21 protein-coding genes and 3 pseudogenes are annotated in these 20,897 nt (G+C 71.9%); 10 read left to right on the top strand and 14 right to left on the bottom strand.

The genetic code is table 11. The annotated features are described in order from the left end of the window. The first annotated feature begins 83 nt into the window (after positions 1-83). On the top strand, positions 84-722 hold the full coding sequence (locus tag BJF79_RS06740; RefSeq protein ID WP_075895498.1) for a hypothetical protein: 639 nt from the start codon (positions 84-86) through the stop codon (positions 720-722). Here BJF79_RS06740 and BJF79_RS06735 read toward each other — a convergent pair whose 3' ends face one another. The 4 genes and pseudogenes from BJF79_RS06735 to BJF79_RS57055 all read right to left on the bottom strand — a co-directional run bounded on the left by BJF79_RS06735 (position 723) and on the right by BJF79_RS57055 (position 3,638). Beyond that, positions 723-1,082 (bottom strand): hypothetical protein, encoded by a 360-nt coding sequence (locus BJF79_RS06735; RefSeq protein WP_075895497.1) that lies wholly within the window; start codon positions 1,080-1,082, stop codon positions 723-725. Between the two features lie 9 nt (positions 1,083-1,091). Continuing rightward, positions 1,092-1,688, bottom strand: a pseudogene (locus tag BJF79_RS06730) (hypothetical protein); the annotation flags it as partial. Positions 1,689-1,794: 106 nt separating this feature from the next. Then, positions 1,795-2,163 (bottom strand): annotated as a pseudogene (locus tag BJF79_RS66565) (serine/threonine-protein kinase); the annotation flags it as partial. Positions 2,164-2,213: 50 nt separating this feature from the next. Further along, the gene (locus BJF79_RS57055) at positions 2,214-3,638 is read right to left on the bottom strand and encodes a serine/threonine-protein kinase (protein ID WP_075895495.1); all 1,425 of its coding nucleotides are present in this window, start codon (positions 3,636-3,638) and stop codon (positions 2,214-2,216) included. A gap of 94 nt (positions 3,639-3,732) precedes the next feature. On the opposite strand from BJF79_RS57055, the pseudogene argG reads away from it, so the two are divergent. Beyond that, a pseudogene (gene argG / locus BJF79_RS06715) lies at positions 3,733-5,177 on the top strand (argininosuccinate synthase). Between the two features lie 2 nt (positions 5,178-5,179). On the opposite strand, the gene BJF79_RS06710 reads toward argG, so the two are convergent. Further along, positions 5,180-5,524: a hypothetical protein gene (locus BJF79_RS06710; RefSeq protein ID WP_075895494.1), complete on the bottom strand. Its 345-nt coding sequence runs from the start codon at positions 5,522-5,524 to the stop codon at positions 5,180-5,182. Then, positions 5,521-5,757: a hypothetical protein gene (locus BJF79_RS06705; RefSeq protein ID WP_075895493.1), complete on the bottom strand. Its 237-nt coding sequence runs from the start codon at positions 5,755-5,757 to the stop codon at positions 5,521-5,523. The genes BJF79_RS06710 and BJF79_RS06705 overlap by 4 nt, the downstream gene beginning before the upstream one ends. Positions 5,758-6,010: 253 nt before the next feature. On the opposite strand from BJF79_RS06705, the gene BJF79_RS06700 reads away from it, so the two are divergent. The 3 genes from BJF79_RS06700 to BJF79_RS06690 are packed head-to-tail and all read left to right on the top strand — an operon-like array spanning position 6,011 to position 7,365. Then, a complete protein-coding gene (locus tag BJF79_RS06700; RefSeq protein WP_075895492.1) occupies positions 6,011-6,874 on the top strand; it encodes a helix-turn-helix domain-containing protein in 864 nt (287 codons plus the stop codon). A gap of 7 nt (positions 6,875-6,881) precedes the next feature. After that, positions 6,882-7,112: a DUF397 domain-containing protein gene (locus BJF79_RS06695; protein ID WP_316043290.1), complete on the top strand. Its 231-nt coding sequence runs from the start codon at positions 6,882-6,884 to the stop codon at positions 7,110-7,112. A gap of 49 nt (positions 7,113-7,161) precedes the next feature. Beyond that, positions 7,162-7,365 carry a DUF397 domain-containing protein gene (locus BJF79_RS06690; RefSeq protein ID WP_075895490.1) on the top strand — a complete coding sequence of 68 codons (204 nt, stop codon included), beginning with the start codon at positions 7,162-7,164 and terminating at the stop codon, positions 7,363-7,365. A gap of 34 nt (positions 7,366-7,399) precedes the next feature. On the opposite strand, the gene BJF79_RS06685 is transcribed toward BJF79_RS06690, so the two are convergent. The 6 genes from BJF79_RS06685 to BJF79_RS06660 all read right to left on the bottom strand — a co-directional run bounded on the left by BJF79_RS06685 (position 7,400) and on the right by BJF79_RS06660 (position 13,875). Continuing rightward, positions 7,400-8,557, bottom strand: coding sequence for a methyltransferase domain-containing protein (locus BJF79_RS06685; protein ID WP_083733212.1), 1,158 nt, complete (start codon positions 8,555-8,557; stop codon positions 7,400-7,402). Between the two features lie 60 nt (positions 8,558-8,617). Next, entirely contained in the window at positions 8,618-9,028 is a 411-nt protein-coding gene (locus tag BJF79_RS06680) for an SUKH-4 family immunity protein (RefSeq protein WP_075895489.1), read from the bottom strand. Between the two features lie 74 nt (positions 9,029-9,102). After that, positions 9,103-9,744: a hypothetical protein gene (locus tag BJF79_RS06675; protein ID WP_075895488.1), complete on the bottom strand. Its 642-nt coding sequence runs from the start codon at positions 9,742-9,744 to the stop codon at positions 9,103-9,105. A 93-nt stretch (positions 9,745-9,837) separates the two neighbouring features. Further along, positions 9,838-10,719, bottom strand: coding sequence for a 5'/3'-nucleotidase SurE (gene surE, locus BJF79_RS06670; protein WP_075895487.1), 882 nt, complete (start codon positions 10,717-10,719; stop codon positions 9,838-9,840). A 41-nt stretch (positions 10,720-10,760) separates the two neighbouring features. Next, positions 10,761-11,447 carry an alpha/beta fold hydrolase gene (locus BJF79_RS06665; RefSeq protein WP_075895486.1) on the bottom strand — a complete coding sequence of 229 codons (687 nt, stop codon included), beginning with the start codon at positions 11,445-11,447 and terminating at the stop codon, positions 10,761-10,763. Positions 11,448-11,523: 76 nt separating this feature from the next. Then, a complete protein-coding gene (locus BJF79_RS06660; RefSeq protein WP_075895485.1) occupies positions 11,524-13,875 on the bottom strand; it encodes a glycoside hydrolase family 3 protein in 2,352 nt (783 codons plus the stop codon). Between the two features lie 84 nt (positions 13,876-13,959). Here BJF79_RS06660 and BJF79_RS06655 point away from each other — a divergent pair, with 84 nt between their 5' ends. The 3 genes from BJF79_RS06655 to BJF79_RS06645 all read left to right on the top strand — a co-directional run bounded on the left by BJF79_RS06655 (position 13,960) and on the right by BJF79_RS06645 (position 16,499). Then, the gene (locus BJF79_RS06655) at positions 13,960-14,517 is read left to right on the top strand and encodes a TetR/AcrR family transcriptional regulator (protein ID WP_075895484.1); all 558 of its coding nucleotides are present in this window, start codon (positions 13,960-13,962) and stop codon (positions 14,515-14,517) included. A gap of 99 nt (positions 14,518-14,616) precedes the next feature. Continuing rightward, positions 14,617-15,471 carry a hypothetical protein gene (locus BJF79_RS06650; RefSeq protein ID WP_075895483.1) on the top strand — a complete coding sequence of 285 codons (855 nt, stop codon included), beginning with the start codon at positions 14,617-14,619 and terminating at the stop codon, positions 15,469-15,471. Next, positions 15,468-16,499, top strand: a complete 1,032-nt coding sequence (locus BJF79_RS06645; protein ID WP_075895482.1) for a hypothetical protein — start codon at positions 15,468-15,470, stop codon at positions 16,497-16,499. The genes BJF79_RS06650 and BJF79_RS06645 overlap by 4 nt, the downstream gene beginning before the upstream one ends. Positions 16,500-16,532: 33 nt before the next feature. On the opposite strand, the gene BJF79_RS06640 is transcribed toward BJF79_RS06645, so the two are convergent. Next, entirely contained in the window at positions 16,533-16,961 is a 429-nt protein-coding gene (locus tag BJF79_RS06640; RefSeq protein ID WP_075895481.1) for a MarR family winged helix-turn-helix transcriptional regulator, read from the bottom strand. Positions 16,962-17,069: 108 nt separating this feature from the next. Here BJF79_RS06640 and BJF79_RS06635 point away from each other — a divergent pair, with 108 nt between their 5' ends. Both BJF79_RS06635 and BJF79_RS06630 read left to right on the top strand, forming a co-directional pair. Then, positions 17,070-17,867, top strand: coding sequence for an MBL fold metallo-hydrolase (locus BJF79_RS06635; RefSeq protein ID WP_075895480.1), 798 nt, complete (start codon positions 17,070-17,072; stop codon positions 17,865-17,867). A 53-nt stretch (positions 17,868-17,920) separates the two neighbouring features. Next, positions 17,921-18,772 carry an SDR family NAD(P)-dependent oxidoreductase gene (locus tag BJF79_RS06630; protein WP_262401626.1) on the top strand — a complete coding sequence of 284 codons (852 nt, stop codon included), beginning with the start codon at positions 17,921-17,923 and terminating at the stop codon, positions 18,770-18,772. A gap of 55 nt (positions 18,773-18,827) precedes the next feature. On the opposite strand, the gene BJF79_RS06625 is transcribed toward BJF79_RS06630, so the two are convergent. Further along, a complete protein-coding gene (locus BJF79_RS06625) occupies positions 18,828-20,888 on the bottom strand; it encodes a DHA2 family efflux MFS transporter permease subunit (protein WP_316043289.1) in 2,061 nt (686 codons plus the stop codon). Positions 20,889-20,897: the final 9 nt, after the last annotated feature.

The following is a 20,897-nucleotide window of genomic DNA, read 5'->3' as shown; positions in this document are numbered from 1 at the left end:
TCGTCCCCGAACGTGCTCAAGATCGGTGTGAAGTCCGCTGCTCGACTCGGACACGTCCACGCTCGTCACGCTGTGGTGACCCGGTGAGACGAGACGAGTTCCGCACGGAGGCGGCGCACTTCGCCCGCCGCCACCGCGTCCTGCTCGCGGCGTTCGCGGTGGTGCTGGCCGGGACGGTCGGATGGCAGGTCTTCACCGGCCCCAACGAGGTCGACCGGATGCCGACGGACGCCGGCGAGGACTGGTACGCGGTGTGCGAGGGCACGGCGTTCACCCGCGCGTCCGCCTACGCGGGGCCGGGGCCGCACCCGGTCAAGATCTTCGGGGCGCCGAGCCCGGGGGACGGGGCGAAGCAGGACCCGGACAAGCCGCCCGCCGAATGGGACCCTCGGCGGGCCGACCAGGTGCGGCTCGTCGCCTGCGCCGAGGAGATCGACGAGACCGGCCTCGGCGAGGTCGAATGCCCCCGCTACGTCAACCGGTTCCCCTTCGACCTCGACGGCTCGGGACCGGAACTCGACGGCTACGTCTCCCTCTACGAGACCCGGTACAAGGTGACCCTCTACGAGGCGCGCACCGGGGACGAGGTCGACTCGTGGGAAGTCCTCGGCGAGGACCGGTCGTGCCCGCGGTCGGCGTCCGGGGTCGTCCTCGAATCGGGGATCCTGCCGTCGCAGTGGAAGAGCCTCCTTCAGGAACACGTCGAGAAGACCGTGGACTGATCAGCGCGTCCAGTCGCGGGGGCGGCGCGGCGCCCGGACGGCGTGCGGGACCAGGACGGCCGCGGCCGCCAGCACGCACACCGCGGGCACCCAGCCGAACGGGTTCACGGTGACGGCGAACTTCACGAAGACGAGCGCCGCGGTGCCGAGCGCGGCGAGGGCCGTCACCCACCAGACCCGCCGATCGCGCCGGACCAGGCGGATCAGCACGAGTGCGGTGACCGCGGCGAGGCCGAGGGCCCACATCAGGTGCGGCATCATCAGGCCGTGATCGCCCGGACCGAACCAGACCAGGGCGGTCAGGCCGAGCATGGCGCCGAGCGCGGCGGCCAGGTCGAGCAGGGCGCGGGTCGGGGTCAACAGGTCCCCTCAAGGACGCACGGGGGCAGGGTGATCGACGGCACCGGCGGCGAGAACGTGAACCCGGGGCCGAGCCGCGGCGTGGTCGGGACGTCCCCGGGGTCTTCGGGCGGTCTCCGGAGTCTCCGGCGCCGAGGTGGACGCGGCGGGCTCGGGGGTCGGCGTCGAGGGAACCGCCGTGGACGGTCGCGGCGCGACGGGCGGGACCGCCTCCTCGCCCGTCCCGCACCCGCGCACCTGGCTGAGCGGCAGCACGACGCACAGGACGGCGATGCCGACCGCCGCCGGACGGTGCCAGCGCGGCACGTCCCGCTCGACGGCGGCGGCGTCCAGGACGCGCGGGTCGGCGAGCAGTTCCTCGGCCCGGTCCGCGCCGATCCGCCGCGCCGGGTCCTTCTCCAGCAGCCGCATGACCAGGTCGGCGAGCCGGGGCGGGCCGGGCGGACGGTCCGGGCGGTCGGTGAGGACGGCGCCGAACGAGGCCATCGCGTTCTCCCGCCGGAACGGCGCCTTCCCGGAGAGCGCGGCGTGCATCGCGACGCCGAGGGAGAACAGGTCGGAGGCGGGTTCGGCGCGCCCGCGGCCCCGCATGCGTTCGGGCGCGACGTACCCGGGCGCCGATCGGGAGACCGGTGCGGGTCATCCGCTCCTCGTCGTCCAGGCTGGCGATCCCGAAGTCGGCGAGCACCACCCGTCCGTCGTCGCACAGGAACACGTTCGCGGGCTTGACGTCCCGGTGCACCACGCCCTGCGCGTGGGCGGCGCGCAGGGCCCGGACGACCGCGAGCGCGACCGTCCGGACCTGTTCGGGCGGCAGGCGGCCGCGGTCGCGGATCTCCGCGTCGAGGCCGTGGCCCGACATCAGCTCCATCACGATCCACGGCCGGTCGTCGGCGGTCAGGACGTCGTGCACGCGGACGATCCCGGGGTGCCGCAGCCGGGACGCGGCGCGCGCCTCGCGCACCGCGCGTTCGACGAGCCTGCCGCGCCGCTCGGCGCCGACGCCGTCCGGCAGCAGCAGCTCCTTGATCGCGACGTCGCGGCGCATCACCTCGTCGCGGGCCGCCCACACGACGCCCATCCCGCCGCGCCCCAGCTCGCGGACGAGCCGGTAGCGGCCCAGCAGCATCGTCATCGCCGCCCCCGCAGTTCGGCGAGCACCGCCCGCGCGGCGTCCCGCGCCGCCGCGCGGCGGTCGGACGGCTCGCCGCCGTCGTGGACGACGCCGATCACGAGGTTGCTGTCCCGGAGGATGATCTCCACCTCGCCCTCTTCGCCGTTACGGACCTCGCGGACGAACGCCTCGTCGCCGACGCCGTCCAGCGGCCGCGGGCGGAGGGCCCGGCCCCCGTCGGAGCCGGCGGACGTCCCGCCGACGCCGTTCTCGGTGATGTCGAAGGGGTACTTCTCGTCCTGCTCGATGTTGTGGACGCTCAGGAAACGCAGCCACCGGTGCGCCTCCCGAACGGACGGGTGCCGCAGCGCGACCGGCCGTTCGTAGGCGCCGACGTAGCCCTCGTACCAGCGCAGCACGACGTTCCCGCCGTAGCACTCGCGGACGTCGCCGTCACCCGGTTTCATCTCCTGGAACCGCAGCGAACCGGCCTGCATCGGGCACGCCCGGAAGCCGCTCGGGTAGAGCGCCGCGCCGCGCGGTTCGGTGACGTACGCGGGCAGCAGGAAGACGATCGCGGGCACGGCGACGGCCGCCAGCCAGGACACCTCCAGCACCGGCGCCCCCTTCGGGACCCGGCGCCGCGTCCGCCCCCCGGCGATCTTGCCGAGGGTCGCCGCGACGCGTTCGGCGTCCGGCCGGTCCGCCGGGTCCTTGCGCAGCAGGCCCGCCAGCAGCGGACGCAGCGGACCCGCGCGCCGCGGACGCGGCGGCGGTTCGGTGAGCGTGGCGGCGAACGCGGCGGCGTCCGACGACCGGCCGAACGCGGCCCGTCCCTCGACCGCCGCGTACAGCGTCGCGCCGAGCGAGAACAGGTCGGAGCGGCCGTCGACGTCGCGCCCGTCCAGCCGTTCGGGCGCGATGTAGCCGGGCGAGCCGAGCACGGTCCCGGTGCGGGTGAGCGCGGGATCGCCGTCGAGGTCGGCGATCCCGAAGTCGCTCAGCACCACGCGTCCGTCCGCGGCGAGCAGCACGTTGCCGGGCGTCACGTCCCGGTGCAGGACGCCCGCGCGGTGCGCGGCCCGCAGCGCGTCGAGGACGGACGCGCCGATCCGCGCGGCCTCGCGCGGTTCGACCGGCATCGCCTCGCGCAGCGACCGGCCGTCCACCAGTTCCATGACGATCCAGGGCCGGTCGTCCTCGACCAGCACGTCGTGGACGGCGATGATCGACGCGTGGTCGAGCATCCCGGCGGCGCGGGCCTCCCGGACCGCCCGGCGGCACAGCCGCGCCCGTTCCCCGGCGTCGAGGTCCGCGGGGAAGACGACCTCCTTGACGGCGACGCGCCTGCGCAGCACCTCGTCGGCGGCCTCCCAGACCCGTCCCATGCCGCCCCGGCCGAGCTCGCGCACCAGCCGGTACCGCCCCGCGATCACGGTCATGGACCGAATGATCTCCCGCGCGCTCGTCCGCTGTAAACGGCGTTCCGGGCACCCGGTTTTGCATGTTCATGCAGTGTCGTGCATACTTGTGCTCATGTCCAAGGTGCTCACCTCTCTGCCTGTCGGCGAACGTGTCGGAATCGCCTTCTCCGGTGGCCTCGACACCTCGGTCGCGGTCGCGTGGATGCGCGAGAAGGGTGCCGTGCCGTGCACCTACACCGCCGACATCGGCCAGTACGACGAACCCGACATCGCGTCCGTCCCCGGCCGGGCGTCCGCCTACGGCGCCGAGATCGCGCGCCTGGTCGACTGCCGCGCCGCGCTCGTCGAGGAAGGGCTCGCCGCCCTCGCCTGCGGCGCGTTCCACATCCGCTCCGGCGGACGCGCGTACTTCAACACGACCCCCCTCGGCCGCGCCGTCACCGGCACGCTCCTGGTGCGCGCCATGCTTGAGGACGACGTCCAGATCTGGGGCGACGGGTCCACCTTCAAGGGCAACGACATCGAGCGGTTCTACCGGTACGGGCTGCTCGCCAACCCCTCCCTGCGCATCTACAAGCCGTGGCTGGACGCCGACTTCGTCGGCGAGCTCGGCGGCCGCACGGAGATGTCGGAATGGCTGCAGGCCCATGGCCTGCCCTACCGGGACAGCACCGAGAAGGCGTACTCGACCGACGCCAACATCTGGGGCGCGACGCACGAGGCGAAGGCCCTCGAACACCTCGACGCCGGCATCGAGATCGTCGACCCGATCATGGGCGTGAAGTTCTGGGACCCCGAGGTCGAGATCCACACCGAGGACGTCACGATCGGCTTCGAGCTCGGCCGTCCGGTCACGATCAACGGCAAGGAGTTCGCCACCCCCGTCGACCTCGTCCTCGAAGCCAACGCCATCGGCGGACGCCACGGCATGGGCATGTCGGACCAGATCGAGAACCGCGTCATCGAGGCCAAGAGCCGCGGCATCTACGAGGCCCCCGGCATGGCGCTGCTGCACGCCGCATACGAGCGGCTCGTCAACGCCATCCACAACGAGGACACCCTCGCCGCCTACCACAACGAGGGCCGCCGCCTCGGCCGGCTCATGTACGAGGGCCGCTGGCTCGACCCGCAGGCGCTGATGCTGCGCGAGTCGCTGCAGCGCTGGGTCGGGACGGCGGTCAGCGGCGAGGTCACGCTGCGGCTGCGGCGCGGCGAGGACTACTCGATCCTCGACACGTCCGGCCCGGCGTTCAGCTACCACCCGGACAAGCTGTCGATGGAACGCACCGAGGACTCGGCGTTCGGCCCCGTCGACCGCATCGGCCAGCTCACCATGCGCAACCTCGACATCGCCGACTCCCGCGCCCGCCTGGAGCAGTACTCCGGCCTCGGCATCGTCGGCCGCTCGCAGCCGACCCTGGTCGCGCCGAGCAGGCCGCCTCGACCGGCCTGATCGGCGCGATGCCCAAGGGCGGCGCCGAGGCGATCGCCTCCCGCGGCGAGGTCGACGGCGACGAACTCCTCGACCACGCCGCGATGGAGTCCGGCACCGACTGAGTTCACCTCCGGGCGACGAACCGCTGGGCGATCCGCCAGACCCGCCGCCACCCACGGGCGGTCTGAGGCCGCGCATGCCGAACCGGCACGTGCGGCCTCACCCGAGTCGGTGCAGGCCGATTGACGTCGGCGAACCGCCGCCGGACGTTCCGGGGACGGGCCGCCAACCGCGCCACGACCACGAGCTCCTGCGGGGTGCGGAACTCGCACAACCGCCCGTCCAGCAACGCCCAGAAGCTCCCGGTATATTCGCCCCACCAGGCCGTCAGCCCGGGGATCTCCCGCTGCAGCGCGGCCACGATCTCCTCGGGGTCGACGTACGCGGCGGCGAACGCCGGGGCCGTCATCGGACGGCCCCCGCGCGCAGTTCCGTCGCGTCCTGTTCGGCCAGCCGTTCCGCCAGCGCGTCGGCGCCGTCCTCGATCACCGACTGGACGAGCCCGGCGCGCAGCTCGCGCCCCGTCAACGTCCGCCGCCGCGTGGCCATCCACATCGCGCCTGTCCGCGAAAGCCCGACGAGCCATCCCGGGTGGGCCGTTTCCAGCGCCACCCGTCGTTCCTCGACCGCCTTGGTTACCATGGCGGCACACCTCCTCGTGAGGTAGAGGCCGCGCGGCCGGGTCAAGGGCTCCAATCCGAGCCCGGCCGCGCGGCTTTCATGTCGTTATGTGCCCCAGGCCCGTCGCCCGGCCTGGCTGCGGCGCGGCGACCCGCCCGCCAACGCCGCCATCAGCATCTCCTTACTTTCGGTCATTGACCTGACACAGAGCGAGCATGAACGATAGTTTGACGATCTGCAAGTGCGATCGACAAAAGATCTTGCGGAGGGTGACATGTCGCGTCGGAACAGCCCGACTGTTCGGCGTCGCCGGTTGGGTGCGGAGCTCCGCCGCCTGCGGGAAGTGGCCCGCATGCCCGGTGAGGACGTGGCCGCATACATGAACTGGTCCCTGGCCAAGCTCAGCCGCATCGAGACCGGGAAGGTCGGGGTCGCCTGGGAGGGAGTCGCAGCGCTGCTCGACCTCTACGGATATCCCGAGGGTGAGCAGCGAGAAGCGCTGATTGCATTGGCCCGGGAAGCCAAGCAGGTCGGCTGGTGGCAGTCGTACAGCGATTTCCTCAGCAAGGACTACCGCACGTACATCGGTCTGGAGACCGCAGCCGCACGGCTCGACATCTTCCAAACACTCGGCATTCCCGGCCCGTTGCAAACCGCCGAGTACGCTCGCGCTGTCATCTCGGAAGGGGGGTCCCTTGACTTGGACGACGATGCGATCGAGCGACGAGTGAACCTGCGACTGGAACGCCAGGCAGTACTCAAGGGTGAGCGCCCTCTTGAACTCTGGGCAGTCCTTGATGAGGCGGCGCTACGGCGCGAGATCGGTGGTCGCGAGACCATGTCCACCCAGCTGCAGAGACTCGCGGAAGCCGCGCGGCAGCCGGGAATCACTCTCCAGGTGATCCCCTTCGAGACTGGAGTCCATGCGTCTCTGCCAGGATCGTTCGGTATCTTTCACTTCGCCGGAGAAGACGAACCCGACGTAGCGTTCAGCGAATCCTTTGGGGGTACGCTTTTTCTTGAGCGTGCTGCCGATGTTCGGGCCGCGAATCTGACGTTCGAGCACCTGAAGGCGACGGCCAAGAGCGCGGCGGACTCGCTGAAGTTCATTCAGGCCGTCGCTGAGGGTTACAAGTAGCCCGGAGATGAGGACGTCGATGTCTGCACCGAGTTCTTCTCACGTCCAATGGCGTAAGTCGACGCACAGTCTCGGCCAGAACGATCAGTGCGTCGAGGTTGCCGCTGTTCAGGGCGTCGTGGGGGTTCGCGACTCCAAGGACCCGTTCGGTCCCAAGGTCGTCCTGCGCCCGTCCGCGTTCTGGCAGCTCATCGCGGCGTCCGTGACGGTGTGCACGATCTGTGATTCGCTGAGCTGAGGATGCCCATGCCGTGAGCGGCGTGAGCAGCCCAGAGACGAGGACATCGATGTTTGCACCGAGCGTCACTCACGTCCATTGGCGCAAGTCGAGTCGCAGTGCCCAGAACGACCAGTGTGTCGAGGTTGCCGCGAGGCGGGGCATCGTTGGACTTCGCGATTCCAAGGACCCTACGGGCCACAAGGTCGTCCTGCGCCCGTCTGCGTTCCGGCGGTTCGTCGCGGACGTCCGGGACGGCGCGTACGACCTGTAACACGGTCGCCGCCGGGACGGTCGGAGCCTTGGGCTCACGTGCCGGGGCGGTCGATCGGGTTGTCCGGCGCGTCCAGCCATACGTACTGGTCGTCCGGCGCGACAGTCAAGCCCCAGCGGTCGGCGGTGGGGCGGCCGAGCCCGTCCCACCACTGGTACGCGTCGTGGACCTCTTGCCACAGGTCGCGCTCGCCTGATTGGCGCACGACGTACCTATCGGCGTCCGGCCGGTAATCGAGGCCCGCCCACGAACCCGACCACGGGTCGATCAACCATGCGGTGTAGGCGCCGCCGCCGTGGCCGGTGACGATCAGCTTGCAGTGCGGCACCCGAAGGCCGATCGCCAATGAGGCGTCGTATTCACCGAACGCGTCGTAGGGGTGCAGGTCGGTGGACGAGCGGCGCGCTGCTGCGGCGTCGTGTACGTGCCGGTCCAGCGAAGCGCGCTTGCCGCGCTGGGACCGCAGCCGCATGAACGCCACGTTCCCCACGATCCGTCCTTGCATCGTGCCGTCTCGTGCCACCACGAACGACACCAGGGCGCCGTTGTGGAAATCGGTGGTCCAGGGCACCAGCACCCGCCCGCCGGGCCGGGTCTGCTCCACCCATGCATACGGGACCCGGTCGACCGCCACCGTGGCGATCACCCTGTCGAACGGGGCGTGGGGCGGGTACCCGAGTGCGCCGTCTCCGGTCGCCACGGTGACCTCGTATCCCGCCTCCCGCAGCGTCCGGCGGGCGCGGTCGGCCACAGCCGGGTCCACCTCCACGGAGGTCACCTGCGCCGAGCCGAGCCGTTCGGCGAGCAGTGCGGCGTTCCAGCCCGTCCCCGTGCCTACTTCGAGCACCGACATGCCCGGCTCGGCCATCAGCGCCGCCAGCATCCGGGCGACCACGTCCGGGCGGCTGGCCGAGCTGGTGATCTCGTGCCCGGCCTGCCCTGGCCCGGCCGGGACGCCGTCGTCCACCTGCGCGACCACGGAATCGTTGGCGTAGCACAGGTCAACCCAGCGGGTCTCGTCGTCCTTGCGGTGCACTGGGACGAGGTGGTCACCATCCTCGACCCACACCGTGTCCGGGATGAACCGATGCCGGGGCACTGCCGAGAACGCTTCCCGCCAGGACGGAACGAGCACATCCGAGTCGGTCAGCTCCTCGGCCAAGTCGCCTGCTCGCGCCAAGGCGTCGATCACCTACTTGCCGCCCTTCTCGTGCCGACCGCCGCCCGGCGGGGCGGATCCATCATCGTGGGTTCAGTGGAGGGGGAACTTGGTTTTTAGGAAACGGATGGCGTTGTTCCAGGGGCTTTCTTCGTTGTCGAAGGGGGTGGCGTCGATTGCTTTTAGGTCGCGTTCGAGTTCTTCCGCGCGGGCGGGGCGGGTTTCGAGGTCTTCGTCGGCTTCGATGAACTGGGCGAAGCGGTAGAGGAATTCGACGAAGGTCGCGTATGACGAGTGGAGCTTTTCCGGCGTCCCGTCCGGTGGGGTCATCAGGTGGACGGCGCCCGTGTCCGGGGCCAGCACGAAGAGTGCGGTCTTGGGCTGGGGGACCTTGCCGAGGACGATGAACGTTCGGGAGTCGTTCACGAACTGGTGGAACGGTTCGTACGTGCCGTCGAGGTAGGCGGTGAAGGCCACCGACATGTCGATGGGGAGCAGGTCCACCTCGGCGGGTGCGAGGGGGACGGCGATGGTGTTGTCTTCGCCCCAGAGTCGCAGGTATTCCTCGCGGGTCGCATTCAGTCCTCGAAGTATTCGTCGATGCGGCGGAGGAGTTCCTTACGCCGGGTTCTTGAGACGGGTTGTCCGCCGAAGAGGTCCGCTTGCATTTCTCGGAGCAGGTGGTACCAAGGGTCGCCGTATATTCCGGGGAAGTCGAGGTCGGCTGATTCCAGGACCAGCGTGAGTTCGACCCAGTTCTGGTAGTACAGCCGCCGGTACTCGTGGCCGAGGACGACGTCGTTGACGAAGGTGACGAAGGAGTCCTTGATCAGGATGAAGTTGTCCTGGAGTTCCCAGTCCCAGGCGTCGCTGTCGTACAGCACCGTCTCGCCCGTCCGGGTGTTGAAGAGGACGGCCGTCGTGGTGGCGAGTGCGGACTCGCCGATGCAGAGCCAGGCGTCCTCGCCCTGCCATTCGGTTTCCGACTCGTCGATGGTGAACGCGTAGCGTTCGTGGGGGGCGCGGAAGATCAACTGTCCCGTCCGGCGGCCCGCGAAGGCGTCGAGGAGGTGGGCGACGGGGTCCGTGGGGTTCTCTCGGAGCGGCTCGGTGAGCCCTTCCGCCGCCCAGTCCTCGCGGACGTTGAGGGGGCTCGCCACGTCGTCGCGGGCGAGTATGTAGTCGACCTTCGCTTTGATCTGTTCGAAGCCCGTGCTCATGATCCCAATCCGGTGGAACGTCGCAGTGGAGCTTGGACGTTCGACGCGGTCGGGCGGTGCCGCCGGGCGTGCGGGCCCGGCGGCACCGGTCCGTCAGGGCTTGAGGCCGTGGAGCAGCGCGCGCGCCCTGGCCTGGGAGAGGGCGCCGGGGCCCCAGTTCGCCTCGATCGGGGAGATCGAGATCTCGTCGGCGGCGAGGGCCGCGACGTCGGAGCGGCGGCCCGGCTCGCGGGCGTCGATGCTCAGCTCCATCGCGTAGGTGCCGTCGCCGTTGTCGGTGTAGGACGGCTTGATGAGCGGCTGCCGGTCCTGGTTCGTCAGCGTCCAGCGGGCGGCGGGGCTGTCGCCGTCGGCGCCGACGATCGGGTAGTTGACGTTGAGGCCGAGGTGTTCGGGCAGCAGCGCGCCGCCGTGGGACTTCGCGCGGAGCGCGGCGACGAGCGACACGACGAAGTCGGCGGTGTGCCGCTGGGCGTTGAGCATCGGCTCTTCGCTGGGACGGGACGCCTCGGTGCTGACGGCGATCGCCGGGACGCCGTACTCCAGCGCGGTGACGGCGGCGCCGACCGTGCCCGAGTGGTTGGCGAGGGCGGCGATGTTCTGCCCCGCGTTCGTCCCGGAGACGACCAGATCGGGCTTCTCGTCCTTGAACACGTGGAACAGGCCGAACGCGACCGAGTCGCCGGGAGTGCCCGTCACGGCCCACACGTCCTCGGAGACGTGGTCGGCCCGGACCGTCCCGCCGAACGCCCGTCCGGTGCCTTCGCCGCTCTGGTCGGTGGCGGGGGCGACGATCGTGACGTCGTGTCCGGCTTCGGTCAGTTCGTCGTAGACGGCGTTGATCCCGGCGGCCTCGTAGCCGTCGTCGTTGCTCAGCAGGATGCGCAGGGGTTCGGGATCGGGTTCGGCGGCGGCGGGCGGCGCGCCGACGAGCGCGAGTCCCGCCAGGGACAGGGTGATCAGCGTTTTCTTCATCGGTCGTCTCCTTCGGGAGTGGGGGGGGCACCGATGGAAAGTCAGATCCAGCCGTCCAGGGACGCGGTGAAGCCGTCGAGGTCGTCGCGGTGGATGCAGTGGCCGGTGCCCGGGACGGTGCGGACCTCGAAGCCGCGCTCGCGCAGGGCGGCGGCGAGTTCGGCGGACACCAGGAAGCTCGGGTCGGCGACCTGCACGAGGGACGGGACGAGCGGACGTGCGGGCACGCGGGGCGCGAGCGTCGCGAGGGTGTCTGCGATGCGGACGTCCCAGTCGGCGAAGTCGGCGTGTTCGGCGTCGACGTCCGCCGCGTCCCAGCGCGGGCTCATGGCCGCGATGTCGTCGCGGGTCATGGTCTTGGTGCGGCGGGCGAACGCGGCGAGGGGCGCGGTGTCGGCGAGGCGCCACGCCGGGTCGCTGTAGACGGCGCGGGCCGGGCGCAGGGCGTTGACGGCGAGTGAGAGGGACAGTCCGCCGAGGGAGTGGCCGATCGCGACGTCCGCGCCGGTGGGCAGCGACTCGACGAGGTCGCCCGCGAAGTCGTCGGCCGTGTAGGCGGCGGCGTGCGGGCTGGCGCCGTGGCCGCGCAGGTCGGGCATCAGCACCCGGTAGCCGCGCGCCGCCAGCAGAGGCGCGAACCGCACCCAGGTGCGGGCGGACGACATGATCCCGTGGATCAGGATCGCCGTGCGATCGCCGTCTCCCAGCTCGTGAACCTTAATCTTCATGAACGGAAATCTCCTTCTCGCGCCGGTCAGCGTACGCCCTCGGCGGGCGGGACGGCGACGCCCCGTCGCGGCCAGGCTAAAAGGTGAGCGGTGTGCTGAGCCGGAGGTCGTCGAGCGAGTGGCCCGTGTCCAGGCGGTGGTCGCCGGGGACGGGGCGCCAGCCGTCGTCGGTCCAGGTCTCGGCGGCGCGGCGGGGGACGGCGATGACGACCGTCGCGTCCTCCCCGGGGCCCGCCTCGGCGACGGCGAAGCCGGCGAGGCGGCGGGCCGGACGGTCCGGGCCCGGCTCGGCGAACGCCACGTACGCCTGCACGACCTCGCGTCCGGGCCGGTCGCCGGTGTTGCGGACGCGCACGGTCAGCTCGCCGTCCGCGTAGGAGGCTTCTTCGTACGACCAGGTCGTGTAGCCGAGCCCGGACCCGAAGGCGAACGCGGGCGTCGTCCCGGCCCGGTCCCAGGCGGCGTAGCCGACGAAGACGCCCTCGTCGTAGCGCAGGACGCCGTCGACCGGGGTGACGTCGGAGACGGGGCAGTCGGCGAGTTCGGCGGGCCAGGTGGTGGGCAGCCGCCCGCCGGGCTCGCGGTCGCCGAGCAGCACGTCGGCGAGCGCGTGCCCGCCTTCCTGGCCGGGGAACCAGGTCAGCAGCAGCGCCGCGACGTCGCCGCGCCACGGCAGTTCGACGGGCGAACCCGCGTTGATCACCGCGATGGTGCGCGGGTTCGCGGCGGCGACCCGCGCGACCAGCTCGTCCTGGCGGCCGGGGAGCCGCAGCGACGTCCGGTCGAAGCCCTCGCTCTCGACCTCGCTGGACGTGCCGACGACGACCACGGCGACGTCGGCGGCCGCCGCGGCGGCGACGGCGCGCTCCATCAGCTCGTCCGCGGGGGCGGTCGGCCCGCGGTGCGCCAGAGTGAAACTGACGGCGGGGAACGGGCCCGCCGGGCCGTCGGCCATGGTGTGGACGAGCCGGACGGCGGCCTCGCGGCCCGCCTCCAGTTCGACGGGGACGGTCCGGGGCGGCGGGAACATGAACGCGGCGAAGACGTCGTCGCTCTCCGGCCCGATCACGTCGTCGAACAGGACCTCGCCGTCCACTTCGAGCAGGAACCGGCCGAGCCCCTGCACCTCCAGCCGGTGCGTGCCGCCGGCGTCCGGGACGAACGTGCCCTCGACCGTCACCGTGTGCAGGGCGTCGAAGGGGATCCCGGCGGGGAGCCGCCCGATCCAGCGGAGTTCGCCGTCGGCCAGTTCGACCTCGCCGAGCAGCGCGCCGTCCGCGTCCCGGGCCCGCGCGCTCAGGGGGAACCGCGCGCCGGGGAGCCGGACGCTCGGGTCGGCGCCGCGCTCGTAGGCGACGTCGAGTCCGGCGGCGGTGAGCCCGTCGAGCGGGGAGGCGACGTGCGCGGGGAACACCTGCGCGCTGCCGCCGCCCAGCACGCGCGCGTCGGTGGCGAGCCCGCCGATCAGCGCGATCTTCGCGTCGCGGGCGAGGGGCAGGATCCCGTCGTTGCTCAGCAGGGTGAACGAGCGGGCGGCGAGTTCGCGGGCGAGGGCGGCCCCGTCGATCTCCGCCGCGGGTTCGGACGGCCGGGCGCCGGACGTCGCGCCGGTGCGGCGCGCGAGGTCGATCACCCGCCGGACGTGCAGGTCCACGACGTCCTCGGCGACGCGCCCGTCCCGTACCGCCTGCGCGAGCGCGGGCCCGTAGACGGTGTCGGGGCCGGGCATCGCGACGTCGAGGCCGCCGCGCGCGGCGGCGACGGTGTCGCGGGCGCCGAACCAGTCGGACACGACGAACCCGTCGAAGCCCCATTCGCCGCGCAGCACCCCGTTGATCAGCAGGTCGTTCTCGCTCATCGTCGTGCCGTTGACGGAGTTGTACGACGCCATGACGCCCCACGGTCCGGCCTCCCGCACGACGATCTCGAACGGGCGCAGGTACAGCTCGCGCAGTGCCCGCTCGGACACCACGACGTCGGCGGTCATCCGTTCGGTCTCGAAGTCGTTGGCGACGAAGTGCTTCACGGTGACGGCGACGCCGCCGCCCTGCACGCCGCGCACGTACCCGGCCGCGAGCAGGCCGCCGAGCAGCGGGTCTTCGGAGAAGCACTCGAAGTGGCGGCCGCCGAGCGGGGACCGCTGCAGGTTGACGGTCGGCGCGAGCAGCACGTGCACGCCTTTGCGCCGCGCCTCCTGCGCGAGCAGCGCCCCGGCCCGGTGCAGCAGGCCGGTGTCCCAGGTGGCGGCGAGCGCGGTGGGGCTGGGGAGCGCGATGGACGGGTCGGCGGACGACCATTCGACGCCGCGCACGCCGATCGGGCCGTCGGACATCACGATCGACGCGAGCCCCAGTTCGGGCGCGTCCGGCAGCGTCCACATGTCCTGACCGGCGAGCAAGCGGGCCTTGGCGTCGAGGTCGATGTTCATGGCGCAACGGTAAGCCGCGCTACCGAGCGATCGGTAGGTGATGTGACTTTCTTGTTATGTAAGCCCGGGTCTATCCTGAGCGCCATGCCCCGGAACCGTCGCGAAGAGATCCTTCTCGCCGCTTTGGACGTTTTCGGTGAGCGCGGGTACACGGGCGCCTCGATCGCCGCCGTCGCGGAGCGCGTCGGCCTGTCCCAGCAGGGCGTCCTGCACTACTTCCCCAGCAAGGACCGCCTGCTCGCCGAGGTCCTGCGGCTGCGGGACGAGCGCGGACTGGACGTCATCGCGCTCGGCGGCACCGGCGGGACGATCACCCTCGACACGATCGCGGCGATCATCGACTACAACCGGGAGCGGCGCGGGATCGTGCAGTCGTTCACGGTGCTGTCCGCCGAGAGCGTCCTCGACGACCATCCGGCGGGGGACTTCTTCCGCGACCGCTACCGCGAGTCGCGGACGTGGATGGCCGACATCGTCCGGGCCGAATGCGGCCCCGACCTGCCCGGCGGCGTCACCCCCGAGCAGGCCGCGCCGCTGCTCCTCGCCGTGATGGACGGGCTGCAGCAGCAGTGGCTGCTGTCCCCCGACGACATCGACATGCCAGGACTCTTCCGGGCATTCCTGGCACTCTTGCGCACCTGAACCGGCCGATCATCCGGAACGCCCGCCATCGTGGGGTTTCGGACAGAGCGGGTTACTCGCCATAATCTCTCGCGGACCAGTTCAGGCGGGGAGATCCAGATGAGTTCGGAACAGTTGCTGCGGCCCGTGGTGGATCCGTCCCTGCCTCCCGACGAACGGGACCTGCTGGCGGAGGGCCCGGACGGCCTGACCGCCGCGGGCGAGGACGTGCCGTCGTCCGGCGGGCGCACCGCCGCCGACCGCTGGTGGGCGCTCGGCATCGCCACCGCGTGCGGGTTCGTGCCCGCCGCGACGCTGCCGTGGCTGCTCGGCGGGGTCGGCGCGCTGCTGGGCGCGCTCGCGCAGGTCGGCTCGGCGATGCTGTGGTGGCGGTTCGGGTTCGGCGCGTTCCTCGCGGGCGGGACGGCGCTGCAGATCGTGTCCTGGATCGTCCTGTACGCGTGCTGCGGCGACGGCGCGCGCGAGAAGCTCGGGCGCACCCACCACGGCCGGTACTTCCTCACCGACGACCTCGGCGGAGCCGTGCAGGACGTCGTGCGGGCGCAGCGCGCCGTCGAAGCCGTCCTGGAGTCGGAGCTGCACAAGGCGGGCCTGCTGGACGGCGACGGCGTCGACGTGCGCGCGATCGAGTGGGAGATCGCCGTCACCGGCCGCGAGACGACGGTGGAGAAGCGGGCGCTGCGCAAGCTCTCGAAGGAGAACCGCGGCGACGACGCGCTGCGGCTGGCGCTCAAACCGCGCTGGCGCGCCGTCAACCAGGCGCGCAACGAGATGAGGGAGCGGGTGTCGGCGCTGAACGCGTACGGGAACAAGGTGCGGACCGCCGACCGCGCGTACCGCGCGAAGCAGCGCGGTGAGAGCACCGACGAGCAGCTCCAGGCGCTGATGGCGGGGGTCCGGGAGTCGGCGGCGGCGCTGGCCGCGGCTCCGGCGGGCGGGGAGGCACGCAAGTGAGCAAGATGTCGCCCCGCGCGCAGCGGATCAACAAGCGGATACCCGAATGGGTGATGGTCACGGCCGTCTGCCTCGCCCTCGCGCAGCCGATCGCGGCGCTCGTCTGGGCGGGCAACACGATCGGCAAGCCGAAGAAGATCACCTACCTGGTGACCGGCGAGAGCTCCGACGCGATGCTCACCTACTACACGCCGAGCTCGATCGAGAGCGACACGATCGCGGCGACGCCGCTGCCGTTCCGGATGGACTTCCAGGCGGACGACGACGAATCGCTGAAGATCAGCGCGAAGAACGACGAGAACGGCGCCGCCGGTGCGCTGACCTGCACGATCCTGGTGGGCGGGAAGGTCGTTGAGCAGGAGCGCGTGAGCGGCATGGACGGCGAGGCGACCTGCACGGGGACGGCCAAGCGGCTGAAGCCGATCGCGGGCGCGAAGATGCCGCCGCTGACCGGGGTGATCGGCCCGGAGGTGCGGCGGCTGGAGAAGACGGTGAAGCTGCCGCGCTACCCGGGGACCGGCGCGAAGGTCGTCGGGCGGGCCACCGACCCAGAGGCGCGGCTGTCGTTCGCCGAGCTGGGGCGGCCGTGGGAGCCGTTCAGCACCGAACCGTACGGCCCGTACAGCGGGAGCCAGTCCTTCGACACCGAGGACGACTGGCAGGCCATGCTCGGTTCCCGGCTGGTGGACGAAGGCGTCATGGGCGTCTACAACGGGCCGAACCGGCTGCGCGACGTCGCCGCGGCGATCCAGGACGCCCGGCAGCTCGACGGCTTCCGCGACGGGACGACCGGACGGGACGTCGCGTCGCAGTCGTTCAAGGTGAGCGGGCGTCCGGCGTGGGTGCTGGTCCGGGAGATGCACTTCAAGGAGGCGACCCTGCGGGCGACGATGGACCTGTCGGTCGTCGTGGTCGTCGACACCGGGCAGGAGCGCCCGTCCAGCCTGTGGATCGACATCCCGAACACGCACCGGCAGTACTGGTCGGACGTCAACAAGATCATCGGTTCGCTGAAGGTCGTGTCCTGAGGACGGCCGCCGGGTCGTACGGCCGGACGTGCGTCAGGCGCGGCCGGTCGCGCGCAGGAGGAGTTCGCGGAGCGTCCGCTGCTCCTCCTGCGTGAGCCGGGTGACCGGCGAGTCCTCGACCAGCATGGCGAGGAGCCGGTCGCGGACGTCGGTGCCTCGCCGCGTCAGCGCGAGGATCTTGGCGCGCCGGTCGGTGGGGTGGGGGCGGCGTTCGACGAGGCCGAGCCGTTCCAGCCGGTCGACGATGAACGTCGCGTTGGACGCCTCGCAGCTCATCCGTTCGGCGAGGTCGCGCATCGTCATGGGGCCGGCCAGCTCGCGCAGCGCGGTCGCCTGCGGGGCGGTCAGGTCGAGGTTGACCGCGCGCTCGCGGACGTGCACCTCAAGTTGCGTGGCGAGGCCCTTCACCAGCCCGCAGATCTCCTGCTCGGCCAGGGCTTCCGGTTCCGCTCGCGCTTCCACGCGAACAGTCTACGCATCCCGATAAAGCTTGCAGCTTGAATGATTTGAGTTGTAAGTTCTTCCGGTGTCGGGCCGCGCCGGGCGGCCCCGTCGCCGTGGAGGCATGCCATGAGCAGGTGGAACACCGAGGCCGGGATCCGGACGACCGAGGTCGGCGAGCTCCGCGTCAGCTATGTCCCCGACGGCGTCGGACGGCTGCGGTCGCGCGGCTGGTTCCCCGGCACCACCGACGACGACTGGGCGCGCCATCCGGACGTCCTGGACGAATCGGACGCGCTCGTGGCGAGCATGGGCGGCCTGCTCGTCGAGCACGGCGACCGCGCCCTGCTGATCGACGCGGGCTTCGGCACCGTGTCGCAGGCCGACGACCCCGCGAACGCGCACGTCGGCGCGATCACCACCGGCTCATTCCTCGACAACCTCGCCGCACTCGGGCGCACGCCCGACCAGGTCGAGGCCGTCGCCTACACACACCTGCACCCCGACCACATCGGCTGGTCCGACCGGTTCGCCCGGCACCTGGTCGCCGCGCCCGAATGGGACCACCGGCACGGCGGCGAACTCGACGCGATCGCCGACCGCGTCGAGACGATCGGCGACGGCGACGAGATCTTCCCCGGCGTCCGCGTCCTCGCCACCCCCGGCCACACCCCCGGCCACACCGCGTACGTCCTGGAGTCGCGCGGCGAACGGCTCATCGCCCTCGGCGACTCGTTCCACTCGCCCGTCCAGATCGAGCACCCCGGCTGGCGGGTCGCCCTCGACGCCGACCAGGAGGCCGGGATCGAGGCCCGGCGCCGCCTCGTGGACGAACTGGACGACCGCCGCACCCGCGCGTTCGGCATCCACTTCGCGGACGTCCAGTTCGGCCGCGTCCGCGCGAACGCCTGGCACCCCGAGCACTGACGAACGCGGGCGAACCGGGTGCAACCGCCCGCACGGCGGCGGGGTTCTCACGCATGGCACGCCGCAGGGGCGGCGTGCGCACCGACGAACGGAATCCCATGGACCTGCAGCTCACCGGCCGTGTCGCGGTCGTCACCGGCGCCTCGAAGGGCATCGGCCTCGCCGTCGTCCGTACCCTGCTGGACGAGGGCGCCCGCGTGGCCGCCGTGTCCCGCAAGTCCGGTGCGGACCTCGACGCGCTCGCCGGGCCGAACCTCCTGCACGTCCCGGCCGACCTCATGGACCCGGACGCCCCGGCGGAGGCCGTCCGGCGCGCGGTCGAGACGTTCGGCGGCCTCGACGTCCTGGTGAACAACGCGGGCGGCCCGCCGCCCGGGACGACGCTGCCCCGGTTCGGGTTCCTGACCCCCGGCGACGACGACTGGCGCGCGATGTTCGAGTTCAACCTGTTCGCCCTGGTCCGTGCGGTCCGGGCGGCGATCCCGCACCTGCTGGGCAGCGACGCGGCGTCGATCGTGAACGTCTCGTCCGGGAACGGGCGGCGGCCGGGCCCGATGAACTTCGACTACAACGCCGCGAAGGCCGCCGTGAACAACCTGACGAAGGGGCTCTCGGAGGAGTACGGGCCGCAGGGGATCCGGGTGAACACCGTGTCGCCGGGCCCGGTCCGGACCGCGTGGTGGACGGACGAGGGCGGCGCGGCCGACGTCCTGGCGGGGGCGACCGGCGCCGACCGCGACGCGATCCTGGATGGCGGGGCGGCGGAGATGATGAACCTGGTCACGGGCCGTCTCGTGGACCCGCAGGAGGTAGCGGACGCGGTCGTGCTGCTGGCGTCGCCGCGCTCGGCGAGCACGACGGGCGCCGAGATCGCCGTCGACGGCGGCTTCCTCAAGGAGATCTGACGTCCGAACGCGGACGCCCGGCCGGACGCGTCCGGCCGGGCGTTCCCGGGGCGGATCACTCGGCGTCCGTCCCGGTCCGGCGCGGGAGGAGCAGGGCGGGGACGATCGCCAGCGCGATCAGCGCGACCGCGAACAGGTAGGTGTACCGGAACGTCCCGGCGAGGGGATCGGCGATCGCGGCGCGGGCGCCCGCGCCGAGCGCGTGGACGGCCTGCAGCGCGCCGCCGTCCCCCGCGGGCACCAGGTCGTCCATCCTCGTCGCCAGCACCACCGACGCCAGCGCCGTCCCGATCGCTCCGGCGGTCGTGTTGATCAGGTTGACGGTGGTGCTCGCGGCGGGGGCCTGCTCGTGCGACATGCCGCGCGTCGCCGCCGTGATCGCGGGCATCATCGTCGCGCCGCCGCCCGCGCCCATCAGCACCATCGTCGCGCACAGCGCCCAGTAGGGCGCGTCCGCGTCGAGCTGCGCGGCGAACAGCGCGAACCCGGTCAGCCCGAGCGCGACCGTCACCGGGACGACCCGTCCCGGCGGCACCCGGTCGACGATCCGGCCCGCGACCTGCATCGCGAGGCCGGAGCCGAGCGCGAACGGGATGCCGAGCAGCCCCGCCATCGTCGCCGACTCGCCCCGCACGACCTGCAGATAGAGGGGGAGGAGCAGCATCGAGCCGAAGTAGCCGGCCGCGAACAGCGTCAGCGTCGCGGTGGCCGCCGCGAACGTCCGGTCGCGGAACGGCCGCAGGTCGATCAGCGGGTTCGCGGCGGTCAGCGCCCGCACGACGAACCCGGCGACCAGCGCCGCGCCCGCCAGCAGCGGCACCAGGACGCCCGGCGCCGCGAAGTCGCCGCGCTCGCCGCCGCTCGTCACCCCGTACATCAGCACGGCGAGACCGGGGGAGAGCAGGAGCAGCCCGACGACGTCCAGCGGGCGACGCTCCCCCGCGACGTCCCGGGGGAACAGCCGCGCGGCGAGCACCACCACCGCGACGGTGATCGGCGCGTTGATGAAGAACATCCACCGCCACGACACCTCGTCGATGAGCCAGCCGCCGAGGACGGGCCCGGCGAGCGGCCCGACGAGGATCGCCAGGCCCATCGTGCTCATCGCCTTGCCCAGCTCGTCCTTGTTCGCGGCGCGCAGCAGGATCGTCATGCCGACGGGCATCACCAGGCCGCCGCTGAACCCCTGCAGCACGCGGAACGCGATCAGCGACTCGATGTTCCAGGCGAGCCCGGCCAGCACGGACGCGCCGCCGAACGCGGCGATCGCGGCCAGGTACAGCCGCCGGGCGCCGAACCGGCCGATCGCCCACGCGGTCGTCGGCATGACGGCGCCGAGCGCCAGCGAGTACCCGGTCGCGACCCACTGGATGGTGGCGAGCGGGGCGGTGAACTGCTGCGACAGCCGGTTGACGGCGACGTTCACCACCGTCATGTCCAGGCTGATCATGATGGAGCCGAGGACGAGCACGAGCGCGATCGTCATCGGCCCGGGGGCCGTCCCGCTCGCGGGGACGGCCCTGGGCGCGGTCGTCGTGGTCATGTCAGGCCCCGTACGGCCGGACGGACCGGGCGTCGCGCAGCGCGTGCCCCCACCAGGCGACCTGGTCGAGCAGCACCTTCGCGGCGGCGCCCGCGCCCTCGGCGGCGACCGGCCGGCGTCGTCGCCGAACCAGTTCCACGGCTGGTGGAAGCTCACCATGTCGCGCATCGTCACGGCGTGCAGCTCGGCGAAGACGCCGCGCAGGTGCTCGACGGCCATCCGGCCGCCCGCGAGCCCCCCGTACGACACGAACCCGACGGGCTTCGCCCGCCACTCGTGGAAGTGGTGATCGATCATGTTCTTCAAGGTGCCGGGGTAGCTGTGGTTGTACTCGCAGGTCACGACGGTGTAGGCGTCGGCCGCGGCCAGCGTCTCGGACGCGCGGGCGAAGTTCTCGGACGTCCGGGCGCCGAGCGCCGACGGCGGTTCGGCGTCCGCGACGTCGACCACGTCGACGATCATGTCGTCGCGCTGCCGGGCCTGTTCGGCGAACCACGCGCCGACCGTGGGCCCGAACCGGCCCTCCCGGGTGCTGCCGATGATGATCGCGAGGCGGAGCGGTGTGTCGGTCATCTCTTCTCC

The sequence above is a fragment of the Actinomadura sp. CNU-125 genome (genome assembly GCF_001942465.1).
Taxonomy (GTDB): domain Bacteria; phylum Actinomycetota; class Actinomycetes; order Streptosporangiales; family Streptosporangiaceae; genus Spirillospora.
This window is presented reverse-complemented; position numbering and strand designations above follow the sequence as displayed.

What these genes read in the sequence shown, in the direction of transcription:
- BJF79_RS57055 (WP_075895495.1), bottom strand. Translation starts at nt 3,638, where the DNA reads ATGACCGTGATCGCGGGGCGGTACCGGCTGGTGCGCGAGCTCGGCCGG.
- BJF79_RS06710 (WP_075895494.1), bottom strand. Translation starts at nt 5,524, where the DNA reads ATGACGGCCCCGGCGTTCGCCGCCGCGTACGTCGACCCCGAGGAGATC.
- BJF79_RS06705 (WP_075895493.1), bottom strand. Translation starts at nt 5,757, where the DNA reads ATGGTAACCAAGGCGGTCGAGGAACGACGGGTGGCGCTGGAAACGGCC.
- BJF79_RS06700 (WP_075895492.1), top strand. Translation starts at nt 6,011, where the DNA reads ATGTCGCGTCGGAACAGCCCGACTGTTCGGCGTCGCCGGTTGGGTGCG.
- BJF79_RS06695 (WP_316043290.1), top strand. Translation starts at nt 6,882, where the DNA reads ATGAGGACGTCGATGTCTGCACCGAGTTCTTCTCACGTCCAATGGCGT.
- BJF79_RS06690 (WP_075895490.1), top strand. Translation starts at nt 7,162, where the DNA reads ATGTTTGCACCGAGCGTCACTCACGTCCATTGGCGCAAGTCGAGTCGC.
- BJF79_RS06675 (WP_075895488.1), bottom strand. Translation starts at nt 9,744, where the DNA reads ATGAGCACGGGCTTCGAACAGATCAAAGCGAAGGTCGACTACATACTC.
- surE (WP_075895487.1), bottom strand. Translation starts at nt 10,719, where the DNA reads ATGAAGAAAACGCTGATCACCCTGTCCCTGGCGGGACTCGCGCTCGTC.
- BJF79_RS06665 (WP_075895486.1), bottom strand. Translation starts at nt 11,447, where the DNA reads ATGAAGATTAAGGTTCACGAGCTGGGAGACGGCGATCGCACGGCGATC.
- BJF79_RS06660 (WP_075895485.1), bottom strand. Translation starts at nt 13,875, where the DNA reads ATGAACATCGACCTCGACGCCAAGGCCCGCTTGCTCGCCGGTCAGGAC.
- BJF79_RS06655 (WP_075895484.1), top strand. Translation starts at nt 13,960, where the DNA reads ATGCCCCGGAACCGTCGCGAAGAGATCCTTCTCGCCGCTTTGGACGTT.
- BJF79_RS06650 (WP_075895483.1), top strand. Translation starts at nt 14,617, where the DNA reads ATGAGTTCGGAACAGTTGCTGCGGCCCGTGGTGGATCCGTCCCTGCCT.
- BJF79_RS06635 (WP_075895480.1), top strand. Translation starts at nt 17,070, where the DNA reads ATGAGCAGGTGGAACACCGAGGCCGGGATCCGGACGACCGAGGTCGGC.
- BJF79_RS06630 (WP_262401626.1), top strand. Translation starts at nt 17,921, where the DNA reads ATGGCACGCCGCAGGGGCGGCGTGCGCACCGACGAACGGAATCCCATG.
- BJF79_RS06625 (WP_316043289.1), bottom strand. Translation starts at nt 20,888, where the DNA reads ATGACCGACACACCGCTCCGCCTCGCGATCATCATCGGCAGCACCCGG.